General features: G+C 69.1%; 17 protein-coding genes. 9 read left to right on the top strand and 8 right to left on the bottom strand.

Features of this window, described 5'->3' with window-relative positions:
* The first annotated feature begins 70 nt into the window (after nt 1-70).
* Genes RIN43_RS00085 through RIN43_RS00075 form a run of 3 tightly spaced genes read left to right on the top strand, consistent with a single transcriptional unit; the run spans nt 71 to nt 2,760 of the window.
* A complete protein-coding gene (locus RIN43_RS00085; protein WP_309126830.1) occupies nt 71-1,366 on the top strand; it encodes an L-fuconate dehydratase in 1,296 nt (431 codons plus the stop codon).
* On the top strand, nt 1,353-2,315 hold the full coding sequence (locus RIN43_RS00080) for an aldo/keto reductase (RefSeq protein WP_309126829.1): 963 nt from the start codon (nt 1,353-1,355) through the stop codon (nt 2,313-2,315). Before RIN43_RS00085 ends, RIN43_RS00080 begins: the two co-directional genes overlap by 14 nt.
* Nucleotides 2,316-2,340: 25 nt before the next feature.
* Entirely contained in the window at nt 2,341-2,760 is a 420-nt protein-coding gene (locus RIN43_RS00075) for an RbsD/FucU domain-containing protein (protein ID WP_309126828.1), read from the top strand.
* Between the two features lie 44 nt (nt 2,761-2,804).
* Here the strand turns inward: RIN43_RS00075 and RIN43_RS00070 are convergent, their stop codons facing one another.
* Nucleotides 2,805-3,680 (bottom strand): sugar phosphate isomerase/epimerase family protein, encoded by an 876-nt coding sequence (locus RIN43_RS00070; RefSeq protein ID WP_309126827.1) that lies wholly within the window; start codon nt 3,678-3,680, stop codon nt 2,805-2,807.
* A gap of 211 nt (nt 3,681-3,891) precedes the next feature.
* On the opposite strand from RIN43_RS00070, the gene RIN43_RS00065 reads away from it, so the two are divergent.
* The 3 genes from RIN43_RS00065 (at nt 3,892) to RIN43_RS00055 (ending at nt 7,496) form a co-directional block, all read left to right on the top strand.
* On the top strand, nt 3,892-5,397 hold the full coding sequence (locus RIN43_RS00065) for a sugar ABC transporter ATP-binding protein (RefSeq protein ID WP_309126826.1): 1,506 nt from the start codon (nt 3,892-3,894) through the stop codon (nt 5,395-5,397).
* Nucleotides 5,394-6,425, top strand: coding sequence for an ABC transporter permease (locus RIN43_RS00060; protein ID WP_309126825.1), 1,032 nt, complete (start codon nt 5,394-5,396; stop codon nt 6,423-6,425). Before RIN43_RS00065 ends, RIN43_RS00060 begins: the two co-directional genes overlap by 4 nt.
* A gap of 63 nt (nt 6,426-6,488) precedes the next feature.
* On the top strand, nt 6,489-7,496 hold the full coding sequence (locus RIN43_RS00055; RefSeq protein ID WP_309126824.1) for an ABC transporter substrate-binding protein: 1,008 nt from the start codon (nt 6,489-6,491) through the stop codon (nt 7,494-7,496).
* A 150-nt stretch (nt 7,497-7,646) separates the two neighbouring features.
* On the opposite strand, the gene RIN43_RS00050 is transcribed toward RIN43_RS00055, so the two are convergent.
* The 4 genes from RIN43_RS00050 to xylB are packed head-to-tail and all read right to left on the bottom strand — an operon-like array spanning nt 7,647 to nt 12,048.
* Nucleotides 7,647-8,621 (bottom strand): aryldialkylphosphatase, encoded by a 975-nt coding sequence (locus RIN43_RS00050; protein ID WP_309126823.1) that lies wholly within the window; start codon nt 8,619-8,621, stop codon nt 7,647-7,649.
* A complete protein-coding gene (locus RIN43_RS00045; RefSeq protein WP_309126822.1) occupies nt 8,621-9,550 on the bottom strand; it encodes a shikimate dehydrogenase in 930 nt (309 codons plus the stop codon). The genes RIN43_RS00050 and RIN43_RS00045 overlap by 1 nt, the downstream gene beginning before the upstream one ends.
* Before the next feature lie 9 nt (nt 9,551-9,559).
* Nucleotides 9,560-10,510: a phosphoglycerate dehydrogenase gene (locus RIN43_RS00040; RefSeq protein WP_309126821.1), complete on the bottom strand. Its 951-nt coding sequence runs from the start codon at nt 10,508-10,510 to the stop codon at nt 9,560-9,562.
* Nucleotides 10,510-12,048 (bottom strand): xylulokinase, encoded by a 1,539-nt coding sequence (gene xylB, locus RIN43_RS00035; protein WP_309126820.1) that lies wholly within the window; start codon nt 12,046-12,048, stop codon nt 10,510-10,512. Before xylB ends, RIN43_RS00040 begins: the two co-directional genes overlap by 1 nt.
* A gap of 75 nt (nt 12,049-12,123) precedes the next feature.
* Here xylB and RIN43_RS00030 point away from each other — a divergent pair, with 75 nt between their 5' ends.
* On the top strand, nt 12,124-12,738 hold the full coding sequence (locus RIN43_RS00030) for a glucose-6-phosphate isomerase family protein (RefSeq protein WP_309126819.1): 615 nt from the start codon (nt 12,124-12,126) through the stop codon (nt 12,736-12,738).
* Nucleotides 12,739-12,801: 63 nt separating this feature from the next.
* Entirely contained in the window at nt 12,802-13,164 is a 363-nt protein-coding gene (locus RIN43_RS00025; protein WP_309126818.1) for a VOC family protein, read from the top strand.
* 34 nt (nt 13,165-13,198) lie between these two features.
* Here the strand turns inward: RIN43_RS00025 and RIN43_RS00020 are convergent, their stop codons facing one another.
* Complete coding sequence (locus RIN43_RS00020; RefSeq protein ID WP_309126817.1) at nt 13,199-14,176, bottom strand: acetylxylan esterase; 978 nt, start codon at nt 14,174-14,176, stop codon at nt 13,199-13,201.
* 74 nt (nt 14,177-14,250) lie between these two features.
* Here RIN43_RS00020 and RIN43_RS00015 point away from each other — a divergent pair, with 74 nt between their 5' ends.
* A complete protein-coding gene (locus tag RIN43_RS00015; RefSeq protein ID WP_309126816.1) occupies nt 14,251-15,039 on the top strand; it encodes a DeoR/GlpR family DNA-binding transcription regulator in 789 nt (262 codons plus the stop codon).
* Nucleotides 15,040-15,083: 44 nt separating this feature from the next.
* Here the strand turns inward: RIN43_RS00015 and RIN43_RS00010 are convergent, their stop codons facing one another.
* Both RIN43_RS00010 and RIN43_RS00005 read right to left on the bottom strand, forming a co-directional pair.
* Nucleotides 15,084-15,992, bottom strand: a complete 909-nt coding sequence (locus RIN43_RS00010; RefSeq protein WP_309126815.1) for a substrate-binding domain-containing protein — start codon at nt 15,990-15,992, stop codon at nt 15,084-15,086.
* 68 nt (nt 15,993-16,060) lie between these two features.
* Nucleotides 16,061-18,313 carry an FAD-dependent oxidoreductase gene (locus RIN43_RS00005; protein ID WP_309126814.1) on the bottom strand — a complete coding sequence of 751 codons (2,253 nt, stop codon included), beginning with the start codon at nt 18,311-18,313 and terminating at the stop codon, nt 16,061-16,063.
* Between the last annotated feature and the right edge of the window lie 161 nt (nt 18,314-18,474).

Below are 18,474 nucleotides of genomic sequence, written 5' to 3'. Positions count from 1 at the left end.
AGTATAGACATCGGATGTTTACACTCCAAGAGTCTGCGTCAGAAATCGCCGACGCACCCGAAGGAGCCCTGTGAGCCGTATCGTCGCGCTGGACACCAGCGACATCCGCTTTCCCACATCCCTGAGCCTGGACGGCTCGGATGCGATGAACCCAGACCCTGACTATTCGGCCGCCTACGTGATCGTACGCACCGACGCCGAGGACGGCATCGAAGGACACTCGTTCGTGTTCACGATCGGCCGCGGCAACGACGTGCAGGTCGCCGCCATCGACGCACTCGCCGGGCACCTCGTCGGTCGCGAGATCGAGCCGCTGCTCGACGACATGGGCGGCACGTTCCGCGACATCATCGGAGACTCGCAGCTGCGCTGGCTCGGCCCTGAGAAGGGCGTCATGCACATGGCCATCGGCGCCGTGATCAACGCCCTGTGGGATATCAAGGCGAAGCGCGCGGGGCTTCCGCTGTGGCAGCTGCTGGGCCGCATGACGCCGGAGCAGATCGTCGACCTCGTCGATTTCCGCTACCTCACCAACGCCCTCACCCGCGAGGACGCGCTGGAGATCCTGCGGGCGGCCGAGCCCGGCCGCGCCGAGCGCGAGGCCGAGCTGCTGGCCACGGGCTACCCGGCCTACACCACCAGCCCCGGCTGGCTGGGCTACTCCGACGAGAAGCTCGAGCGCCTTGCCCGTGAGGCCATGGCCGACGGCTTCACGCAGATCAAGCTCAAGGTCGGCGCCGATCTCGACGACGACATCCGCCGCTTCCGCAAGGCGCGCGAGGTGTGCGGGCCCGACTTCCCCATCGCGATCGACGCCAACCAGCGCTGGGAGGTCTCCGAGGCCATCGAGTGGGTGAACGCGCTCGCCGAGTTCAACCCGGCCTGGATCGAGGAGCCCACCAGCCCCGACGACATCCTCGGCCACGCCGAGATCGCCCGCGGCGTCGCTCCCATCCGCGTCGCCACCGGCGAGCACGCGCAGAACCGCATGATCTTCAAGCAGCTGCTGCAGGCCGAGGCCATCGAGGTCATGCAGATCGACTCGGTGCGCGTCGCCGGCGTCAACGAGAACATCGCGAACCTGCTGCTCGCCGCCAAGTTCGGCGTTCCGGTATGCCCACACGCCGGTGGCGTCGGGCTGTGCGAGGCCGTGCAGCACCTGTCCATGTTCGACTTCGTCGCGGTCAGCGGCACCCGCGAGGGGCGCCTGATCGAGTACGTCGACCACCTGCACGAGCACTTCGTGGTGCCGACCGACATCAAGAGCGGGTCGTACATGGCTCCGACCGAGCCGGGCACCAGCATGGAGATGAAGGCCGAGAGCATCGCGAAGTACACCTGGAAGGGGCAGCATGTCATCGACTGAGCTCGAGCTGCCCACCCTGGGCTACGGTGCGGCGAACGTCGGCAACCTGTTCCGCGAGCTGAGCGATGACGAGGCCTGGGCGGTGCTCGAGGCCGCCTGGGACTCCGGCATCCGCTATTACGACACCGCGCCGCACTACGGCCTCGGTCTCTCCGAGAAGCGCCTCGGGGCCTTCCTGCAGACCAAGCCGCGCGACGAGTTCGTGCTGTCGACGAAGGCCGGGCGTCTGCTGCGCCCCAATCCCGACCACGACGGGGGACTCGACACCGACAACGACTTCCATGTGCCGGACGACCTGCGCCGGGTGTGGGACTTCTCGGAGGCGGGCATCCGCGCCAGCATCGCCGAATCGCAGGAACGGCTGGGCATCGAACGGATCGACCTGCTCTATCTGCACGACCCCGAGAGGCATGACCTCGACCTCGCCCTGGCCGAGGCGTTCCCCGCACTCGAGACCGTGCGAGACGAAGGGCTGGTCGGCGCGATCGGCGTCGGGTCGATGGTGTCGGATGCTCTCACGCGGTCGGTGCGCGAGGCGGATCTGAACCTGATCATGGTCGCGGGCCGCTACACGCTTCTCGAGCAGCCCGCGGCGGCCGAGGTGCTGCCGGCCTGCGCGGAACGCGAGACCGGCATCGTCGCGGCATCCGTGTTCAACTCCGGCCTGCTCGCCCAGAGCGAGCCGCGCCGCGACGGCCGTTACGAGTACGGGCAGCTGCCCGAGGAGCTGTGGGAGCGCCTGGTGCGCATCGCCGCGATCTGCAAGGACCACGACGTGCCGCTTCCTGCGGCCGCGATCCAGTTCCCCCTGCAGTCCGGCGTCGTGCGCTCGGTCGTCGTCGGCGGAAGCCGCCCGGCCCAGCTGCGGCAGAACGCCGAGTACGCCGCGCTGCAGATCCCGGCCGACCTGTGGGCCCAGCTGGCCGACGAAGGACTCATCCCCGCCTGACGGGGCGTGCACGAAGGAGCCTCGGATGCTCGAAGGAATCAACCCGCTGCTGACCGGCGAGGTGCTGCTGCACCTCGACCGAATGGGGCACTCCGATTCGGTGGTCGTCGCCGACGCACACTTCCCGGCGTGGGCGCTGGGGGAGCGGGTCGTCGATCTGCCCGGCACGACGACCCCCGAGGTCGTCGCCGCGATCCGGTCGGTGCTGCCGCTCGACGACGCCCCGGGGATCGACCTCATGGAGTCGGCGGACGCCGAGGTGCTCGACGTGCAGCGCGAGCTGATGGCGGCAGCGGGAACGACGCTCGAGGCGACGCGGTTCGTCGAACGCTTCGCCTACTACGACGTCGCCAAGCGCGCCTACCTGATGGTGCGAACGGGGGAGACCCGCAAGTACGGCAACGCGCTGCTTCGCAAGGGCGTCGTCGGCCACCCCTCGGCCTGACGATCCGTCAGCCGTCCGCAGGCTGCGAGTCGCCGGCTGCGAGGCTAGTGCAGGTCGATCGTGCCCACCGCGTGCAGGCCGTCTCGGATGAACCGGTTGGCGTGCGCGGCGAGGTCGTCGGAGTCCTGCCAGAGGTTGCGCCAGATGCCCAGCGTGTTGCTGAGCTCGGCACTGACGACCGCCGACGAGAAGGACTCGAACACGATCGGGCCGTCGTAGCGCACGTCGTGCAGCGCGCGGAAGAAGGTGCCGAAGTCGACGCTGCCGGTGCCGAGGTAACCTCGGTGGCTCTCCCCGATGTGCACGTAGCCGAGCTTGCCGGCCGCGGCGACGTCGTGAACGGGCTGGAAGAGATCGGACTCTTCGATGTTCATGTGGTACGTGTCGAGGTGCACCGAGACGTCATCCCGATCGACGCCGTCGAGGTAGGCGAGAGCTCCCCGGCCGGTGTTGAAGACGTTCGACTCGTAGCGGTTCACGACCTCGAGCGAGAGACGGATGCCGCGCTGCGCGGCCTTGTCGGCCAGCCGGGCGATGGCCCCCTGGCTGTTCTCCACCCCGCGGGCGGTGGTGGGCGAGGCGTACTTGCGCATGGCCGAGTAGATCACCCCGCACAGCACTTCGCCGCCCATGGCGGCGACGTGATCGAGGCACTGCTCCAGTATGCGCTCGCCGGCGGCGACGACGGCCGGGTCCTCGCTGGTGAGGTCGGTGCTCTCGGTGAGACCGAGGGATGCCGTCACGGACAGGTCGTTATCGCGCAGCATCCGCGCCGCGAGCTCGGAGTCGAAGGCGTCGACGTCCATCAGAGGGATCTCGATGAGGTCGAACCCGGCTCGCTTGGTCCCCTCGACGGCGCGACGGAGACCCTGCTCGCCGAAGGTCCCGCTGAATACCAGGGCGTGTGCGCCGATGAGCATCGTTCTCCCTCCGTGCGCACGGAACTCGTACGCCCTCGTGATCAAGATGTTATTACAAGTTGGCCTAGATGTCATTACAGGCCTTCACAAGCATCCGTCCGTCACGTACGGTCGAATGCGACTTGCGCCGATCGTTCGTGAGTCGCAGAATTGATCCGATGTTTGAAATGGGTTCCACGGAACCCGCCGACCTTCAAGGGAGCAGGTGCCGATGAGTGATCCCATCCTCCGGGTCGAGGGAATCAGCAAGGGTTTCCCCGGCGTGCAGGCTCTCAAGGACGTGCACCTCGAGGTGCGATCCGGAGAGGTGCTGGTTCTCGTCGGCGAGAACGGCGCCGGCAAATCGACCCTGATGAAGATTCTCTCGGGCATCTACACGCGCGACGAGGGCACCATCACGTTCGAGGGTGAGCAGGTCGAGCTGACCAGCCCCCTGCAGGCCCAGCAGCTCGGCATCACGATCATCCACCAGGAGCTGAACATGATGCCCGACCTCACGGTCGCGCAGAACATCTACATCGGGCGCGAGCCGAAGAACGGGCCGTTCCTGTCGGAGCGGGCGTTGAATCGCCGCACCGAAGAACTGCTCAATCGCCTCGACATCAAGCTCGACCCGCGAAAGAAGGTCGGTGACCTCACCGTCGCCGAGCAGCAGATGGTCGAGATCGCCAAGGCGCTCTCCTTCAACGCCAAGGTGCTCATCATGGACGAGCCGACGTCGGCTCTCACCGACGCCGAGGTCGAGACGCTGTTCGTGCTCATCGAGCAGCTGAAGCAGCGCGGCACCGGCATCGTCTACATCTCCCACCGCATGGACGAGCTGCGCCGCCTCGCCGACCGGGTCAGCGTGCTGCGCGACGGTGCCTACATCGGATCGCTGGAGAAGTCCGAGATCAGCGTTCCGAAGATCATCGAGATGATGGTCGGCCGCGTCATCGACGAGGGAACCAGGCCAGAGGCCCGTGAGCACCTCGGCGACCCTGTCGTCCTGGACGTGCAGGGTCTGTCGACGAAGGCGCTGCTGAAGGACGTGTCGTTCCAGCTGCACAAGGGCGAGATCCTCGGATTCGCGGGGCTCATGGGGGCGGGACGCACCGAGACCGCCCGCGCCATCATCGGCGCCGACCGGAAGGACAGCGGGACGGTCACGGTCGCGGGCAAGGCGGTCAGGATCCGCCAGCCCGAGGACGCCGTGAAGCGCGGCATCGGCTACCTCTCTGAGGACCGCAAGCTGCTCGGCCTCATGCTCGAGCAGGACGTCACGTTCAACACGGTGCTCGCCTCGCTGGACTCGTACGCGAACGCGATCGGCTGGATGGGCGATCGCAAGGCGAAGAACCAGACCAAGGACTACGTCCAGCAGCTGCGGGTCAAGACGCCGTCGGTCAACCAGATCGTGAAACTGCTGTCGGGAGGCAACCAGCAGAAGGTCGTCATCGCCCGGTGGCTGATGCGCGACTGCGACATCCTCATCTTCGACGAGCCCACCCGAGGCATCGACGTCGGGGCCAAGGAGGAGATCTACCGCTTGATGCAGCAGCTCGCCGCATCGGGCAAATCCATCATCGTCATCTCGTCGGAGCTGCCGGAGATCCTGCGTGTCGCGAACCGCATCGCCGTGTTCGCGAACGGCCGGATCACCGGCACCCTCCGCAACGAGGAAGCCAGCCAGGAGAAGATCATGCAGCTCGCCGCCCATGGGGAGGAAGAACAATGAGCACGCCTCAGCAGCCCGGATCGACCACCACCGTCGTCCAGCAGGCCGTCGCAGAGAACACGGACAAGCGCGACATCAGCGGGATGCTGAAGCGCCAGTTGCAGCAGTCGCTGGCGTTCGGCACCCTCGTCGTGCTGGTGATCTTCTTCGCGATCGCCAGCCCAGCCTTCTTCACGGTGAGCAACCTCACCACCGTGCTGCTGTCGACCGCGGTCATCGCGATCCTCGCGCTGGGCACCACGTTCGTCATCATCACCGGCGGCATCGACCTGTCGCTCGGCACGGGTATGGCGCTGTGCGCGGTGATGACCGGTGTGTTCATCACGAACTGGGGGATGCCGATCTGGGTCGGTGTGCTCGGCGGCATCGCAACCGGAGTGCTGATGGGACTCGTCAACGGCGTGAACATCACGTTCCTCCGCCTGCCTCCGTTCATCGCGACCCTCGCCATGATGATGATCGCCGGCGGCCTCGCCCTCGTGATCTCCAATGTGCGCCCGATCTACTTCTCGACCTCGGCCCCCGACTTCAAGCGCATCGCGCTGGGCGTGCTCATCCCGGGCATCCCCAACGCCGTGCTCATCACGATCGTGCTCGCGATCGTCGCCGCTCTGGTGCTGTCGAAGACCCTGCTCGGCCGGTACACGTTCGCGATCGGCTCGAACGAGGAGGCCACCCGCCTCTCGGGCGTGAACACCCGCCGTTGGACGATCTTCGTCTACATGTTCGCCGGTGCCTTCGTCGGTGTCGCCGGCGTGGTGATCGCCTCCCGTCTCGACTCGGCACAGCCGCAGATCGGCATGGGTTACGAGCTGCAGGCGATCGCCGCAGTCATCATCGGCGGCACGTCGCTGCTGGGCGGCAGAGGCTCGATCGTCGGCACGGTGATCGGCGCGCTCATCATGAGCGTGCTCGTCAACGGGCTCAGTATCCTGTCGATCCAGACCGAGTGGCGCAACATCGTCGTCGGCGTCGTCGTGCTGCTCGCGGTGTTCTTCGACTCGCTGCGCAACCGGCAGCGCACCTGAACGTCCCTTCCCACCACCCGCCGATCGCCCGATCGGCACACACAGAGAACAATGGAGTTTTACATGCGATTCAGCAAGAAGAAGACTGCATTCGCAGCGCTCGTCGCAGCCTCCGCCATCGCCCTCGCGGGCTGCGGCGGCGGTGACGTGGTCAGTGAGAACCCCGGTGGCGACGCCGGCGGCGGCGGCAACGACGGCGAGATGTACGTCGCGCTCGTCTCGAAGGGCTTCCAGCACCAGTTCTGGCAGGCCGTCAAGACCGGAGCCGAGGAGAAGGCCGAGGAACTCGGCGTGCGCGTCACGTTCGAGGGCCCGGCCGCCGAGACCGAGATCGCGCAGCAGCTCGACATGCTGACCACCGCGATCAACAGCAACCCCGACGCCATCGGCTACGCCGCGCTCGACCCCGAGGCCTGCGTGGCACCGCTCGAACAGGCGAAGTCGAAGGAGATCCCGGTCGTCTACTTCGACGCGCCCTGCAACGGCGAGGTCGGGCTGAGCCTGGCCGCGACCGACAGCAAGGCCGCCGGCGCACTGGCCGCCGAGCACATGGCCGAGCTCATCGGCGGCGAGGGCGAGGTCGCGGTGGTCGGCCACTCGCAGATCAACTCGACGGGTGTCGAGCGGCGTGATGGCTTCGTCGAGAAGATCGAGGCCGACTTCCCCGACATCGAGATCGTCGACATCCAGTACGGCGACGGCGACCACCTGAAGTCGGCCGACATCGCCAAGAGCATGATCGCCGCACACCCCGACCTCAAGGGCATCTACGGCACCAACGAGGGCTCCGCCATCGGTGTCGTGAACGCGGTCAAGGAGCTCGGTATCGAGAAGGGCAAGCTGACCATCATCGGCTTCGACTCCGGCGCTGCTCAGATCAACGCGATCAAGGACGGCACGATGGCCGGCGCCATCACCCAGGACCCGATCGGCATCGGCGCCCGCACCGTGGAGTCGGCTGTCGCCGCGGCCAAGGGTGAGGAGCTCGACGAGTTCTACGACACCGGCTCGTACTGGTACGACGCCGAGAACATCGAGGACCCGAAGATCGCGGCGGTCCTCTACGAGTGATCACGCCGTGACGAAAGGGCCCCTCGCCTTCGGGTGAGGGGCCCTTTCGTGTGGCCTCCGGCGTGTGGCGGCCGCCCTCCGGAGGGCGACGGCGATCCGGCGGAGTGCGACGGCGATCCACCGCCCGCGCGCACTTTCTCCGCGGCCAGGTCAGCGCCCGAGGGTGAGCAGCCGCGCGGGGTTGCCGACGAGCATCCGGTCGACCGCCTCGTCTCCGACGACCGAGCGCAAGCGCGGGAGGTACCTCTCGCCGAGATACGACAGGCCCGGCATGCCGCCGTAGGCGATGTAGCGGGTGCGCCTGGCGACGTCGCCCCCGAGCACGATGCGATCGCCTGCGCCGGCCTCGACCGTCGCCGCGGTGAGCTCCAGCAGCCGGGCATCGCTGTGCGTGCGCGGGCGCGCGAAGCCGTCGTAACCCAGATACGCTCCCCGCTGGGCGAGGGAGACATGAAGGCCTGCATCCGGATCGCGGTCCGCATGTGCGAGCACGACCCGCTCGGCGGCGACTCCCTCGGCGGCGAGCAGGTCGAGCACCTCGTGCGCTGCCGTGCAGAACTCCAGATGCACCATGATCGGCGCACCCGTGTTCCGGTGGGCCGTGGAGAGCGCCTCCAGCGTGGTGCGCTCGAACGCGCTGATGCTCCAGTAGCCGACGCCGGCCTTCAGCAGACCGGCCCGTACCGCCTCGCCGTCACGAGTGCGGGCGACTGCGACCTCAGGGGACTCGAACAGCTGCGCATCGTCCGCTGCCATCCCGGCCGTCACGTCTGCCGTGAAAAGAGCGGCGAGGCGATCGGCATCCCACACCTGCATCGGGTGGTCGTCGCCGTAGTGCGCCTCGCGATGACGACCCGTGGTCGCGACGACGCCGAGCCCCGTCCCCTCGCTGATGCGTGCGACGGCTTCAGGGTCGCGCCCCAGCCCGAAGGGTGTGGCGTCGACCATCGAATCGAAGCCGCTCGCCTTCAGCAGGGCAGCCTCGGAGCCGGATGCGTCCTCGTCGTCGAGTTCGTCGCCGGGCAGCAGCGGGCTGATCTGGAACAGATGCTCGTGATAGTCCACGCGTCCCAGCGACGACGGGTCGACATCGCCGAGCACGGTCCTGACCAGACCCGCCGACATCAGCGCACCGCTTCCGCCGCGGTCGCCAGTCGCTCGACGATCTCGGGTGTCAGGGAGATCTCGAACACGTCCGCGATGACCTGCGACCATCCGTGGATGAAGTAGCGCCAGCCGTCCTCGACGATCAAGCCGCGCGGCTCGCGCTGCGCGAGCGCCTGGTGCATGAATTCCAGCGAGCCGCGGTAGTTGAACTCCCACGCGTACGCGCCTTCGGGGAACACCACCGCGTCGCTGAGCGGCGAGCCGGGACGGTCCTTGCCGAGCCCCGTCGCGTTGGCGATGACCGATCCGGCCGGCGCTCCGGACACGACGGCATCCGCCTCTTCCCGGGTCTCGGTGACGACGTAGCGGATCAGGTCATCGGGCGTTCCGTGCTGGCGGTGCACCTCGCGCAGGTGGTCGAGACTGTCCTGCGACCGGGCGGTGACCACCACGCGAGCGGGCGCGTCGTCGCGCTCGGCGAGCGCCCAGCTGAGCGCGGTGCCGGAGCCGCCGGCGCCGAGGATGACCACGTGCCCTCCGGTGCGGGCGAAGTGCCCGGCGGGAAGGAAGTCGTTCAGCGCGAGGTCGACGGTGATCGGGTCCTTCGCGCGTCCGATCAGCCGATCGCCGCGCTTGGAGATGCTCGAGATCTCGGAGCAGGAGACGGCGAACGGGTCGAGTTCGTCGAAGAGGTCGGATGCTGCGGCGTAGACGCTCATCTTGTGGGTCGTCACCAGCGCGCCGCGATGATGCCCGTCGTCGCGGATCTGCTCGACCATGCCGCGGTACACGGCGGGAGCGGCGTTCATCGGCAGGTCGTGGCCGACGAGCGTGCGCGTCGGCAGCTGCAGGATGTCAGCCCACAGCGGGAACACCTTCATGATCGACGAGGAGCCGGTCGTGACGCCGACAAAGCCCATGTGATCGCCGGTGGGGGTGCGGTTCATCGTGCTCTCCTAGTGGGTGACGGCATGTGCGGGCGCCTCGCCGCGCAGCACGGCGATGACGTCCTCGAGCGACATGCGGCCCATATTGTCCACTGCCTGCGTGGTCTGCGCGGCCAGGTGGGGGGTGACGATCACGCGATCGCGGAGGCCTGGGTCGAGCAGCGGGCCGGCGCTGCCCGCCGTGTCGCCGTCGAGGGTGTCGGCGGCGAAGGCCGCGAGCGTGCCGTCGCGCAGGGCGTTGGCGACGGTGGATTCTTCGATCAGGTCGGGCCGGGCGGTGTTCACCAGCACCGTGCCGGGACGGACACCCGCGAGGCGCGCGGCGTCGACCAGACGCCGGCCGCCTGGTGCGTGCAGAGTGATGACATCCGCGACGCGGAACAGATCGTCGAGGTCGACCGGTTCGGCGCCGGCTTCCCGTACGCGCTCGGCCGGCAGGAACGGGTCGGAGGCGATGATGCGCGGGCCGAACCCGCTCAGACGTCGCGCGACGGCGTGTCCGATGCGGCCGAAGCCGACGATGCCGACGGTCGCCGCCCCGAGCTCGCGGCCGCGCCGCACGCTCCAGTCGCCGTCGCGCACGCGGCGGTCGCCGTCGGGAATGCTGCGCAGCGCCGCGAGCATCAGGCCGATCGTGTGGTCGGCGACGGCGGCCGCGTTCGCGCCCGGGGTGTTCGTCACCTGGATGCCGCGTCGCGCGGCGGCTTCGAGATCGACCGACTCGTAGCCGACGCCGTAGCGGGCGATGACCTTGAGCCTCGGCGCGGCCGAGAGGTGTTCGTCGGTGACCGGTCCGGTTCCGGCGATCCAGGCGTCGGCGCCGTGCAGCAGCGCGCGCAGCTCGGTGAGGTCGTGATGCGCCGGTCCGCGCATGATGCGGTGGCCGGCGTCGGCGGCGCGGCCGACGAGGTCGAGGTCGCCGTCCGAGAATGAGCGGCTGGTGACGAGGATCACGGCCATCAGACTGTCCGCTCCGCGAGACGCTCCGACTCGCCGCGTTCGCCGGCCGCACGGCGAGCGCCGGCGAACCAGGGTGCGAGAACGGTGTAGGCGTCGGTGAAGCGAGCGTGACGTTCGCCATAGACGGCGTGGCGCGCGGCATCCGGGGTGAACTCGGCGGTCACCTCGCTGAGCGCCCTGGCGGCCGAGAAGTCGGCGAGACCGAGCCCGACGGCGGCGGTCACGGCGGCGCCGAGACTGTTGGCCTCTTCGACGACGGTGCGCCTGCGCACGGGCACTCCCCACACGTCGGCGAGCACCGACAGGTAAGCGTCGCTCTGCGCGCCGCCGCCCACCGCGTCGATCCGGTCGATGACAGCCCCAGAGGCGCGGAACGCCTGGATGCAGGTGAGGAGATTGAACGCCGTGCCCTCGAGCACGGCGCGCATCAGGTGCGCCCTCGTGTGATGACGGCCGATGCCGACGAACGCGCCGCGGGCGTCGGGGTCCCACAGGGGCGAGCGCTCGCCGAGTAGGTAGGGCAGGAAGTAGAGGTCCTCCGTGTCGATGTCACCGGCGGCTTCCGCGGTGAGACGGCCGGTCTCCGGGTGTGCAGGATCCGGTGACAGAGCCTCGGCGATCCACTGCACCGACGCCCCGCCGGCCTGCATGGTCGCGGTGGGCACGAACGATCCGGGAACGACGTTGTCGAACGTGAACGTGCGCAGCTCGGCGTCGTGCAGCGGAGCGTCGGCGGCGAACGAGATCCACGAGCTGGTGCCGAGGCAGACGTAAGCGCCGTCCTGCGGGGCGACCACGCCGGAGCCGACAGCGGCCATCGGGCCGTCTCCTCCGCCCATCACGACCCGCACGCCGCCGCTCAGCCCGAGCGACTCGGCCGCGGAGGCCGTGAGAGTGCCGGCGATCGCGGTGGAGTCGAGGATCTCAGGGAACAGGGCGGGGTCGAGCCGCGCGGCCGCGAGCACCTCGTCGGACCAGGTGCCGCTGTGCTGGTCATACGCGTTGGTGCCCGAGGCGTCGGAACGGTCGGTGGCGAGTCTGCCCGTGAGCCGAAGCACGATGAAGTCCTTCGCGACGCAGACGCGACGCACCCGTGCCCACACGTCCGGCTCGTTGTCGCGCACCCACATCACCTTCTCGACCGAGTAGGTGGGGTTCAGGCGGTGACCGAGCAGACGGTAGGCGTGCTCGGCTCCGAGTGTGGCCTCCAGCTCGCGCTGCTGTGCACCGGCGCGCGTGTCGGCCCAGATGATCGCTGGTCGCGCAGGCTCGCCGTCGGCGTCCAGCAGCACGGCGCCCATCATCTGGCCGCTGACGACCAGGCCTGCGACGTCCGCGGCGACGGTGCCGGTGCGGGCGAGGAGGTCGCGGGTCGCGGTGACGACGGCATCCCACCAGTCCTGTGGGTTCTGCTCGGCGACGCCACCCGCGGCGAAGTGCGCCGGGTAGGGCACGGTGACGGATGCCACCAGGCGGCCGTCGTCGTGGTGCAGCGACGCCTTGTCGCCGGTCGTGCCGAGGTCGTGCGCGATGATCACAGTTCGTCCCTGCTGGTTTCGAGTTCGGGGTGTTTCGGAGTATACCTGTAATTACAAGTTGCTAGGAGGTCATTCGTGAGCATCCCACCCGCCGTCGACACCCCCGTGTCGCTCGACATCTCGCCGGACGGCGGCATCGTCGGCCGCACCCGCCGCTACGAGAAGTTCCTCGGAGACATGGCGGGCGTCTACCGCGACGACGCCGCCTGGCAGTCGACGGTCGATGAGCGCGGCGCCGGCGAGCTGATCTACTGGGTCGACGACCACCGCTACCAGGAGGGTCCTGGTGCGCTCATCGTCGGCACGAGCACTCTGCTTCCCGGTCGCGTCGGCGCCGAGTACGCCGTCACGCGCGGGCACCTCCATGCGGTCGCCGACCGGGCCGAGCTCTACCACTGCCTGAGCGGGCGCGGCGTCATGCTGATGGAGACCATCGACGGCCGCTCCGTCGCCATCGAGCTCACCCCTGGCAAGGCCGTGAACGTTCCGGGGCACTGGATCCACCGCAGCGTGAACGTGGGTGACGAGCCATTCGTGACCCTGTTCTGCTACGCCGCGGATGCCGGGCAGGACTACGAACTGATCGCCGCCGCAGGCGGAATGAAGAACCTCGTCGTCGCCGACGGCGACGGCTGGATGCTCGCCCCCAATCCCGACCACCTCGGCTACCGGCGCTCGACCGAGGGGTGACTCTTGTCCTTTTCCCGGCCGAGGCGCAGACTTGCCGCGTCGGCCGATGAGAGGACACGGAGAATGGCACACGGTGACATCACGCACATCGACATCCCGGTGAGCGACATGGCGAAGGCGAGCGCCTTCTACTCGGGGCTCTTCGGCTGGAACATCGCCGAGATGCCCGGCTTCGAGGGCTATCCGATGTGGTCGGCGCCCAATGGCCTCTCGGGCGGCGGCCTCGCGCCGCGCGACGGCGAGTTCACGCAGCCGCGTTCCTACGTCGAGGTCGACTCGATCGACGACACGATCGCGACGGCGAAGAACGCCGGCGGCAGCGTGGCGATGGAGAAGCAGCCCATCACCGACACCAGCGCATGGGCCGTCATCGTCGATCCGGACGGCAACCGCATCGGGCTGTTCGAGGGCGTCGTCGGCGGCTGAACGCCGAGCGGGCGACGCGAGCAGCCGATATCCGTCAGCGACCGTCGAGCACACGCTGCAGGTGAGCGACCCCTGCGCGGCGGGCGTCGATGGTCACCCTGCCGACACCGGGATACTCCGCATGCCCGGCCGGGAGCACGCACAGCTCGAGATCGGCGACCGCGTTGGCGACGGCGAACTGCCCCTGCGGAGGCACGGACTGATCCCACAGCGCGGCCTCCACTCGCACCGGCACGCGCAGGAGGATCGCCGCCGTGGAGGCGTCGAACAGGCGCAGCTGCTCGCGCAGCTCCGGGCGCGCGAGAACCAGGGCACGCTGGCTCTCACCGCTGCCGAGGCACGGCACCGCCATTCGAAGGTCGTACTGCCCGAACGTCGGAACCACGAATGTCGCGCCGATGCAGCGGTCGTCCCACGGGGCGGCCAGGGCGCCGATCCCTCCGCCGAAGCTCTCGCCCACGTAGTACAGCGGCACGTCGCCAACCAGCTCCACGACGGCATCCGCTGCCAGCCAGAGGTCACGGGCGCACAATCCCACGACGTACCGGTCGGGATCGTCCAGACCGGCGACGACGTGCTCGTCCCTGACAGCGGGAGCGCCGACGCCGGTGTTCAGCGCGCCCAACCCCCGTGCGACGGGGAAGATCGCGGCGGCATCCACCGGCACGCGGTGCAGCTCGACCCGGTCGCGCCCCCCGTAGCCATGGCTGTGCACGATGCCGACCCGCGGTTCGCCCTCGCACGGCTCGACGAGCCACGATCGCAGGCGCACGCCGTCGGCGCTGCCGTGCTCGATCAGCGAGATGCGCCTGTCGCGGCGCTCGCGGGTGGAGAGCACCACGGGTGCCGACGGCACTGCCCGGGCGGCATCCCGCCACTCCGACCAGCGCTCCGCGAATCCGGGGGAGGGCGGCGCCGGCCTCACGGCGCGCAGGGTCTCGAGCGTGAAGCCGTAGCTGCCGTCGAAAGCCGCGTCGGGGAACCAGGCGTCGAAGGGGGCGGGGAGGGTCATGCGTTGATCGTCGTCCTGTCGGTGCGCGGGAGGGGGTGCATGGCAGACTGGTGACCGCACGAGAAGGAGAGCGGATGCTGGTCACCGAACGGCGCGAGCGCATTCTCGCTCTGGTCCGCGAACGCGGGACCGTGCCGATCCCGGAGCTGATCGCTCAGCTCGGCGTCAGCGACATGACGGTCCGTCGCGACATCGAACTGCTCGCCGAGGCCGGCGAGGTGCAGAAGGTGCGCGGCGGCGTGCGGGCGGCATCCGGCATCGGGGTGCGCAGCCCGGTCCCGGCCCCGAGCGGCGAGCGCAGGGCGATCGCCATGGCTGCGGCCGGCCTGGTCGAGCCCGGGATGGCGATCGGCATCTCGGGAGGGCCTGGCGGCGTCGCACTGGCACAGGAGCTGGCGCGTGTGCCCGACCTCACCGTGGTCACGAACTCGCTGACCGTCTCCGACCTGTTCTCGCCGCCCGACCGGGCTGACGCGCCCTACACGCAGACGGTCGTGCTGACCGGTGGCGTGCGCACGCCCGCGCAGTCGCTGGTCGGTCCCGTCGCCGTGCGCGCTCTGGAGCAGCTGCACTGCGACGTGGTCTTCCTCGATGTGCACGGGCTCGATGTGCAGGCGGGCATGACCACCATGAACCTGCTGGAGGCCGAGACCCACCGCGCTTTCATGGCGGCCGCCAGGGAGGTCGTCGTTCTCGCCGATCACACCCGCTGGCAGGTGGTCGGCCTCACGACGATCGCGGATCTCAGCGACATCGACCGCCTGATCATCGACGACGGACTGGTCGACGAGGCACGCGAGCAGCTCGCCGCGCACGTCGGCCGGCTCGACATCGCCGCATCCGAAACGTTCGACACCCACTGAGAGACCTGCGCCGGCCGGATCGCGCGGCGCCGCGAAGGAGCCTCTCATGTGCGCGCGGAACTGGCCCGCTTCACCAGATGCGCCGGGACGATCACGTGTCGCACGGGCAGATCAGCGCCGAGCGGTGCCGTCAGCTGGCGCTCCAGCTCGGTGAACGCGGCATCCACCAGACGCTCGTGGTCGGGGGCCACCGAGCTCAACGCGGGAACGGCGAACCGTGCGGCGCGGATGTCGTCGATTCCGACCACCGCTACATCCTGCGGAATTCGCAGCCCTGCGATGTGCAGCGCCGCGAGGGCGCCGAGTGCGACGGAGTCGTTCGAGCAGACGATCCCGTCCAGGCCGGGCACCTCCGCCGCCATCCGTCGCGCGACACGCTCACCCTCTTCGGCGGTGAACGATTCGACCTGGGCCGTCAGAGCGGGGTCGGCGGGTATTCCGGCGGCGGCGAGGGCGGCGAGATAGCCGGCGTGGCGGCGATCGGCTGCATCCGACGGGCGCACGTCACGGCGTCCGATGAACGCGATACGGCGACATCCCACCGAGATCAGGTGCTCGGTGGCGGTGCGCGCCGCAGCGCTGTTGTCGATCGTGATGTGCGTGAACGGGCTGACCTCGATGTGCTCGCCGAGCAGCACGAGCGGGCCGGGCGCCGTGCGGCGGGTGAGGTCGGCGACGGTCAGGGACCGCGGGATGTGGATCAGGCCGTCGATCGGGGGCAGCCCCACGCCGTTGGCGACGTCGATCTCGCGGGAGTGCTCGCCCTGAGTCTGCACGATGAGCACGGCGAGCCCGCGCTCCTCGGCGCCGCGCACCAGACGCGCGCCGAGTTCGGCGAAGTAGGGCTCTTCCAGGTGCGGCACCGCCAGCGCGATCAGCCCGGTGCGGGTCGCGCGGGCGCCGGGTGCCTCGCGGTTCGCGGCATGGACGCGCTCGACGGGCGAAGTCGTCATCTGAGGCCTCCTGGATGCGCGGCGTCCGCCCGTCGGCGTGCGGGTGTGCTTCACGTTAGCGTCATCGTTCACGATTGCACCCGGAAGGCGATGACTCGTGCCTCAGATGCACCGTTCGTGGCCTGCACCGAGAGTCGTGCGGCGGTGAAGGCGCCAAGGCCCTCAGGCAGCTCGTGCACGCGCTGCCTGTGACGGTTGTCGCGCACCTCGGCGATGGTCGTCCACGTGCCGCCGGCGACGGACAGCACCTCGACTCGATAGTCGCGGACCAGCTGCGGCATGACCTCGTCGGGGTTGCGGTGGTGGTGCAGGGTGTTCAGCGACACGTCGACGTCGTCGTCGAAGACCAGTCGCACCTCCGCAGCCTCGACGGGCGCTTCCCAGTCGAGCCGGAGCCACTGCTCGCCCTCGGCCATCGGTGCCGACGCCCACATGTTCGGCCCGCCGAAGGGGCGGTTGTAACCGGAGACGGCGCGGGAGGGCGCGAGCGCCTCGCTCTCGGGCGCCGTGCGGAACACGGGCGTCCTCCCGCGCAGCGGCTTGGTCGGCCACTTGACCAGCAGGCCGTCGTCGCTGATCTCGACGTTCTGGTCGTCGTTGTCGGCGCGGTGCACCAGAGTGAGCGACCCGGGCGGCAGCGGTGCGGTCAGGTGGACGCTCACGGCAGGCGCGGCCCGCAGCACCACGATCGCGTTCTGCGGCGTCTCCGGCGCGAATGGCGTCGATGCCGTCACCCAGGAGGGGGCACCGGCCGGCACGGCGACGGTCGTGGTGTGCTCGAGCTTCGCGGGCACGACGTTCTGCGGCTTCGCGGTCGACCACACCTCGACCGTCAGTTCGGTCGGCTCGGTCGCGCTCAGCAGCAGGTCGGTGGTCTCCAGCGTCGGGTGCACCGGAATCACGAGTCCGAGATCGTCACGGAGCGCGTGCGGCTCCCGGGCCACCCCGAGCGCCTGGATCGTGCGCTGCCACCCGGACGCGCTGACCGCGGCCGTGCGGGCGAGATCGAGAGGGTCCTCGTTCGCGACGCCGATCAGCGGGGCGTCCTGGCGGAGCAGCGCCTGGCGCAGCTCGGCACGGTGCCGCAGGTACAGGTCGCGAGGGGTCGCGTCGTGCGTCAGACACAGGGATGCCGCAGTGCCGGCCGCTTCGCCCATCGCCGCGCAGGTCGCCATGACGCGGGCTGCGCCGAAGGCGATGTGGGTGGCGGACACATTGCGTCCCGCCATCAGCAGGTTGGAGACGTTCGCCGAGTAGAGCGAGCGGAACGGGATCTCGAACACCCCGTCCGAGAAGCGCTGCACCGCACCCGCGCCCGTAGCGTACATGCCCTCGGCCGGATGCAGATCGATCGACCAGCCGCCGAACGCGACGCCGTCGTCGAACTCGACCTGCTCGAGCACGTCCTGCTGACGCAGCGTGTGGTCACCGACGAACCGGCGGTACTCGCGTTTGCCCGGGATGTTGCCGATCCATTCCAGCGTCAGGTTGTCTGCGTCGAAGTCGCCCGAGTTCTTGATGTGGTCCCAGATGCCGAGGATCACCGAGCGCAGCTCGTCGCGGATGCGCTCGTTGTCATCGACGATGTCGAGCGTGCCTCCCCATTCGATCCACCAGTAGTGCGCGCCGCTGTCACCGCTGCGGATGATCCGCGTCTCCGGGATCGGTGTCGTGCTGATGTCCTTGGCGGTTTCGGGGGCCACGTACTTGACCGGGTGCCCGAGGTCCTTCGTGTAGAACAGCAGGGTCGATCCGAGGAATTCGCGAATGGGCTCCTCCGGCGCCCATTCCTCGCCGAATTCGGCCCTGCTCTCCTTGCCCAGCCGGTGACGTGCGCCGGCCAGCCCGCCCACGAGCCCGTCGCCCGTGCAGTCGAGGAACAGCGGCGCACGGAAGATGGTGCGGATCTCGGAGCCCATCGTCCAGCCCGCGACGGAAGTGATCCGCCGGTCCTCGTCGGGACCGGACGCCTCCACCTCGATGACCTCGGTGTTCAGGAACAGGCTGATGTTCTCCTCGCGGCGCACGGTGTCGAGCACCACATCGTCCCAGTACACCGGGTTCCCCTCGGGGTTGCGGAACTGGTTCTCGAGATACATCTCGCCGATGATCCCGGTCTCCCGCGCCCAGCGCTGATTCCCGTGCGCGGTCGCGCCGCAGACCCACACGCGCACCTCCGACGACGAGTTGCCGCCGAGGACGGGACGGTTGTTGATCAGCGCGGTGCGCCGGCCGAGCCGCGCGGCGGCGACGGCTGCGCTCACACCGGCCAGGCCACCTCCGACGATGACGATGTCGGCATGGACGGTCTGGGTGCGCATGGGGAGTTCTCCTGTGGTGATCGGGGTTGGTGGTGGATGCCGCGAGCCGCGGCATACAACCCCCAGTTTTAAATTTGGGGTAGGCGGGTGGGGGGGGGGTCCCCACACCAACCCCAATAGCCCGAGCGCCTCGACGCGACCATGGGGTGCAGCCACCCGCC

It is taken from the genome of Microbacterium sp. (assembly GCF_031178445.1).
Taxonomy (GTDB): domain Bacteria; phylum Actinomycetota; class Actinomycetes; order Actinomycetales; family Microbacteriaceae; genus Microbacterium.
The sequence above is the reverse complement of the archived record's forward strand: the minus strand, read 5'-3'. Positions and strand labels throughout refer to the sequence as shown.

Bases quoted from the DNA above. Each gene is read 5' to 3' on its own strand.
- RIN43_RS00080 (WP_309126829.1), top strand. From the start codon at position 1,353: ATGTCATCGACTGAGCTCGAGCTGCCCACCCTGGGCTACGGTGCGGCG.
- RIN43_RS00075 (WP_309126828.1), top strand. From the start codon at position 2,341: ATGCTCGAAGGAATCAACCCGCTGCTGACCGGCGAGGTGCTGCTGCAC.
- RIN43_RS00070 (WP_309126827.1), bottom strand. From the start codon at position 3,680: ATGCTCATCGGCGCACACGCCCTGGTATTCAGCGGGACCTTCGGCGAG.
- RIN43_RS00065 (WP_309126826.1), top strand. From the start codon at position 3,892: ATGAGTGATCCCATCCTCCGGGTCGAGGGAATCAGCAAGGGTTTCCCC.
- RIN43_RS00060 (WP_309126825.1), top strand. From the start codon at position 5,394: ATGAGCACGCCTCAGCAGCCCGGATCGACCACCACCGTCGTCCAGCAG.
- RIN43_RS00055 (WP_309126824.1), top strand. From the start codon at position 6,489: ATGCGATTCAGCAAGAAGAAGACTGCATTCGCAGCGCTCGTCGCAGCC.
- RIN43_RS00050 (WP_309126823.1), bottom strand. From the start codon at position 8,621: ATGTCGGCGGGTCTGGTCAGGACCGTGCTCGGCGATGTCGACCCGTCG.
- RIN43_RS00045 (WP_309126822.1), bottom strand. From the start codon at position 9,550: ATGAACCGCACCCCCACCGGCGATCACATGGGCTTTGTCGGCGTCACG.
- RIN43_RS00040 (WP_309126821.1), bottom strand. From the start codon at position 10,510: ATGGCCGTGATCCTCGTCACCAGCCGCTCATTCTCGGACGGCGACCTC.
- RIN43_RS00025 (WP_309126818.1), top strand. From the start codon at position 12,802: ATGGCACACGGTGACATCACGCACATCGACATCCCGGTGAGCGACATG.
- RIN43_RS00020 (WP_309126817.1), bottom strand. From the start codon at position 14,176: ATGACCCTCCCCGCCCCCTTCGACGCCTGGTTCCCCGACGCGGCTTTC.
- RIN43_RS00015 (WP_309126816.1), top strand. From the start codon at position 14,251: ATGCTGGTCACCGAACGGCGCGAGCGCATTCTCGCTCTGGTCCGCGAA.
- RIN43_RS00010 (WP_309126815.1), bottom strand. From the start codon at position 15,992: ATGACGACTTCGCCCGTCGAGCGCGTCCATGCCGCGAACCGCGAGGCA.
- RIN43_RS00005 (WP_309126814.1), bottom strand. From the start codon at position 18,313: ATGCGCACCCAGACCGTCCATGCCGACATCGTCATCGTCGGAGGTGGC.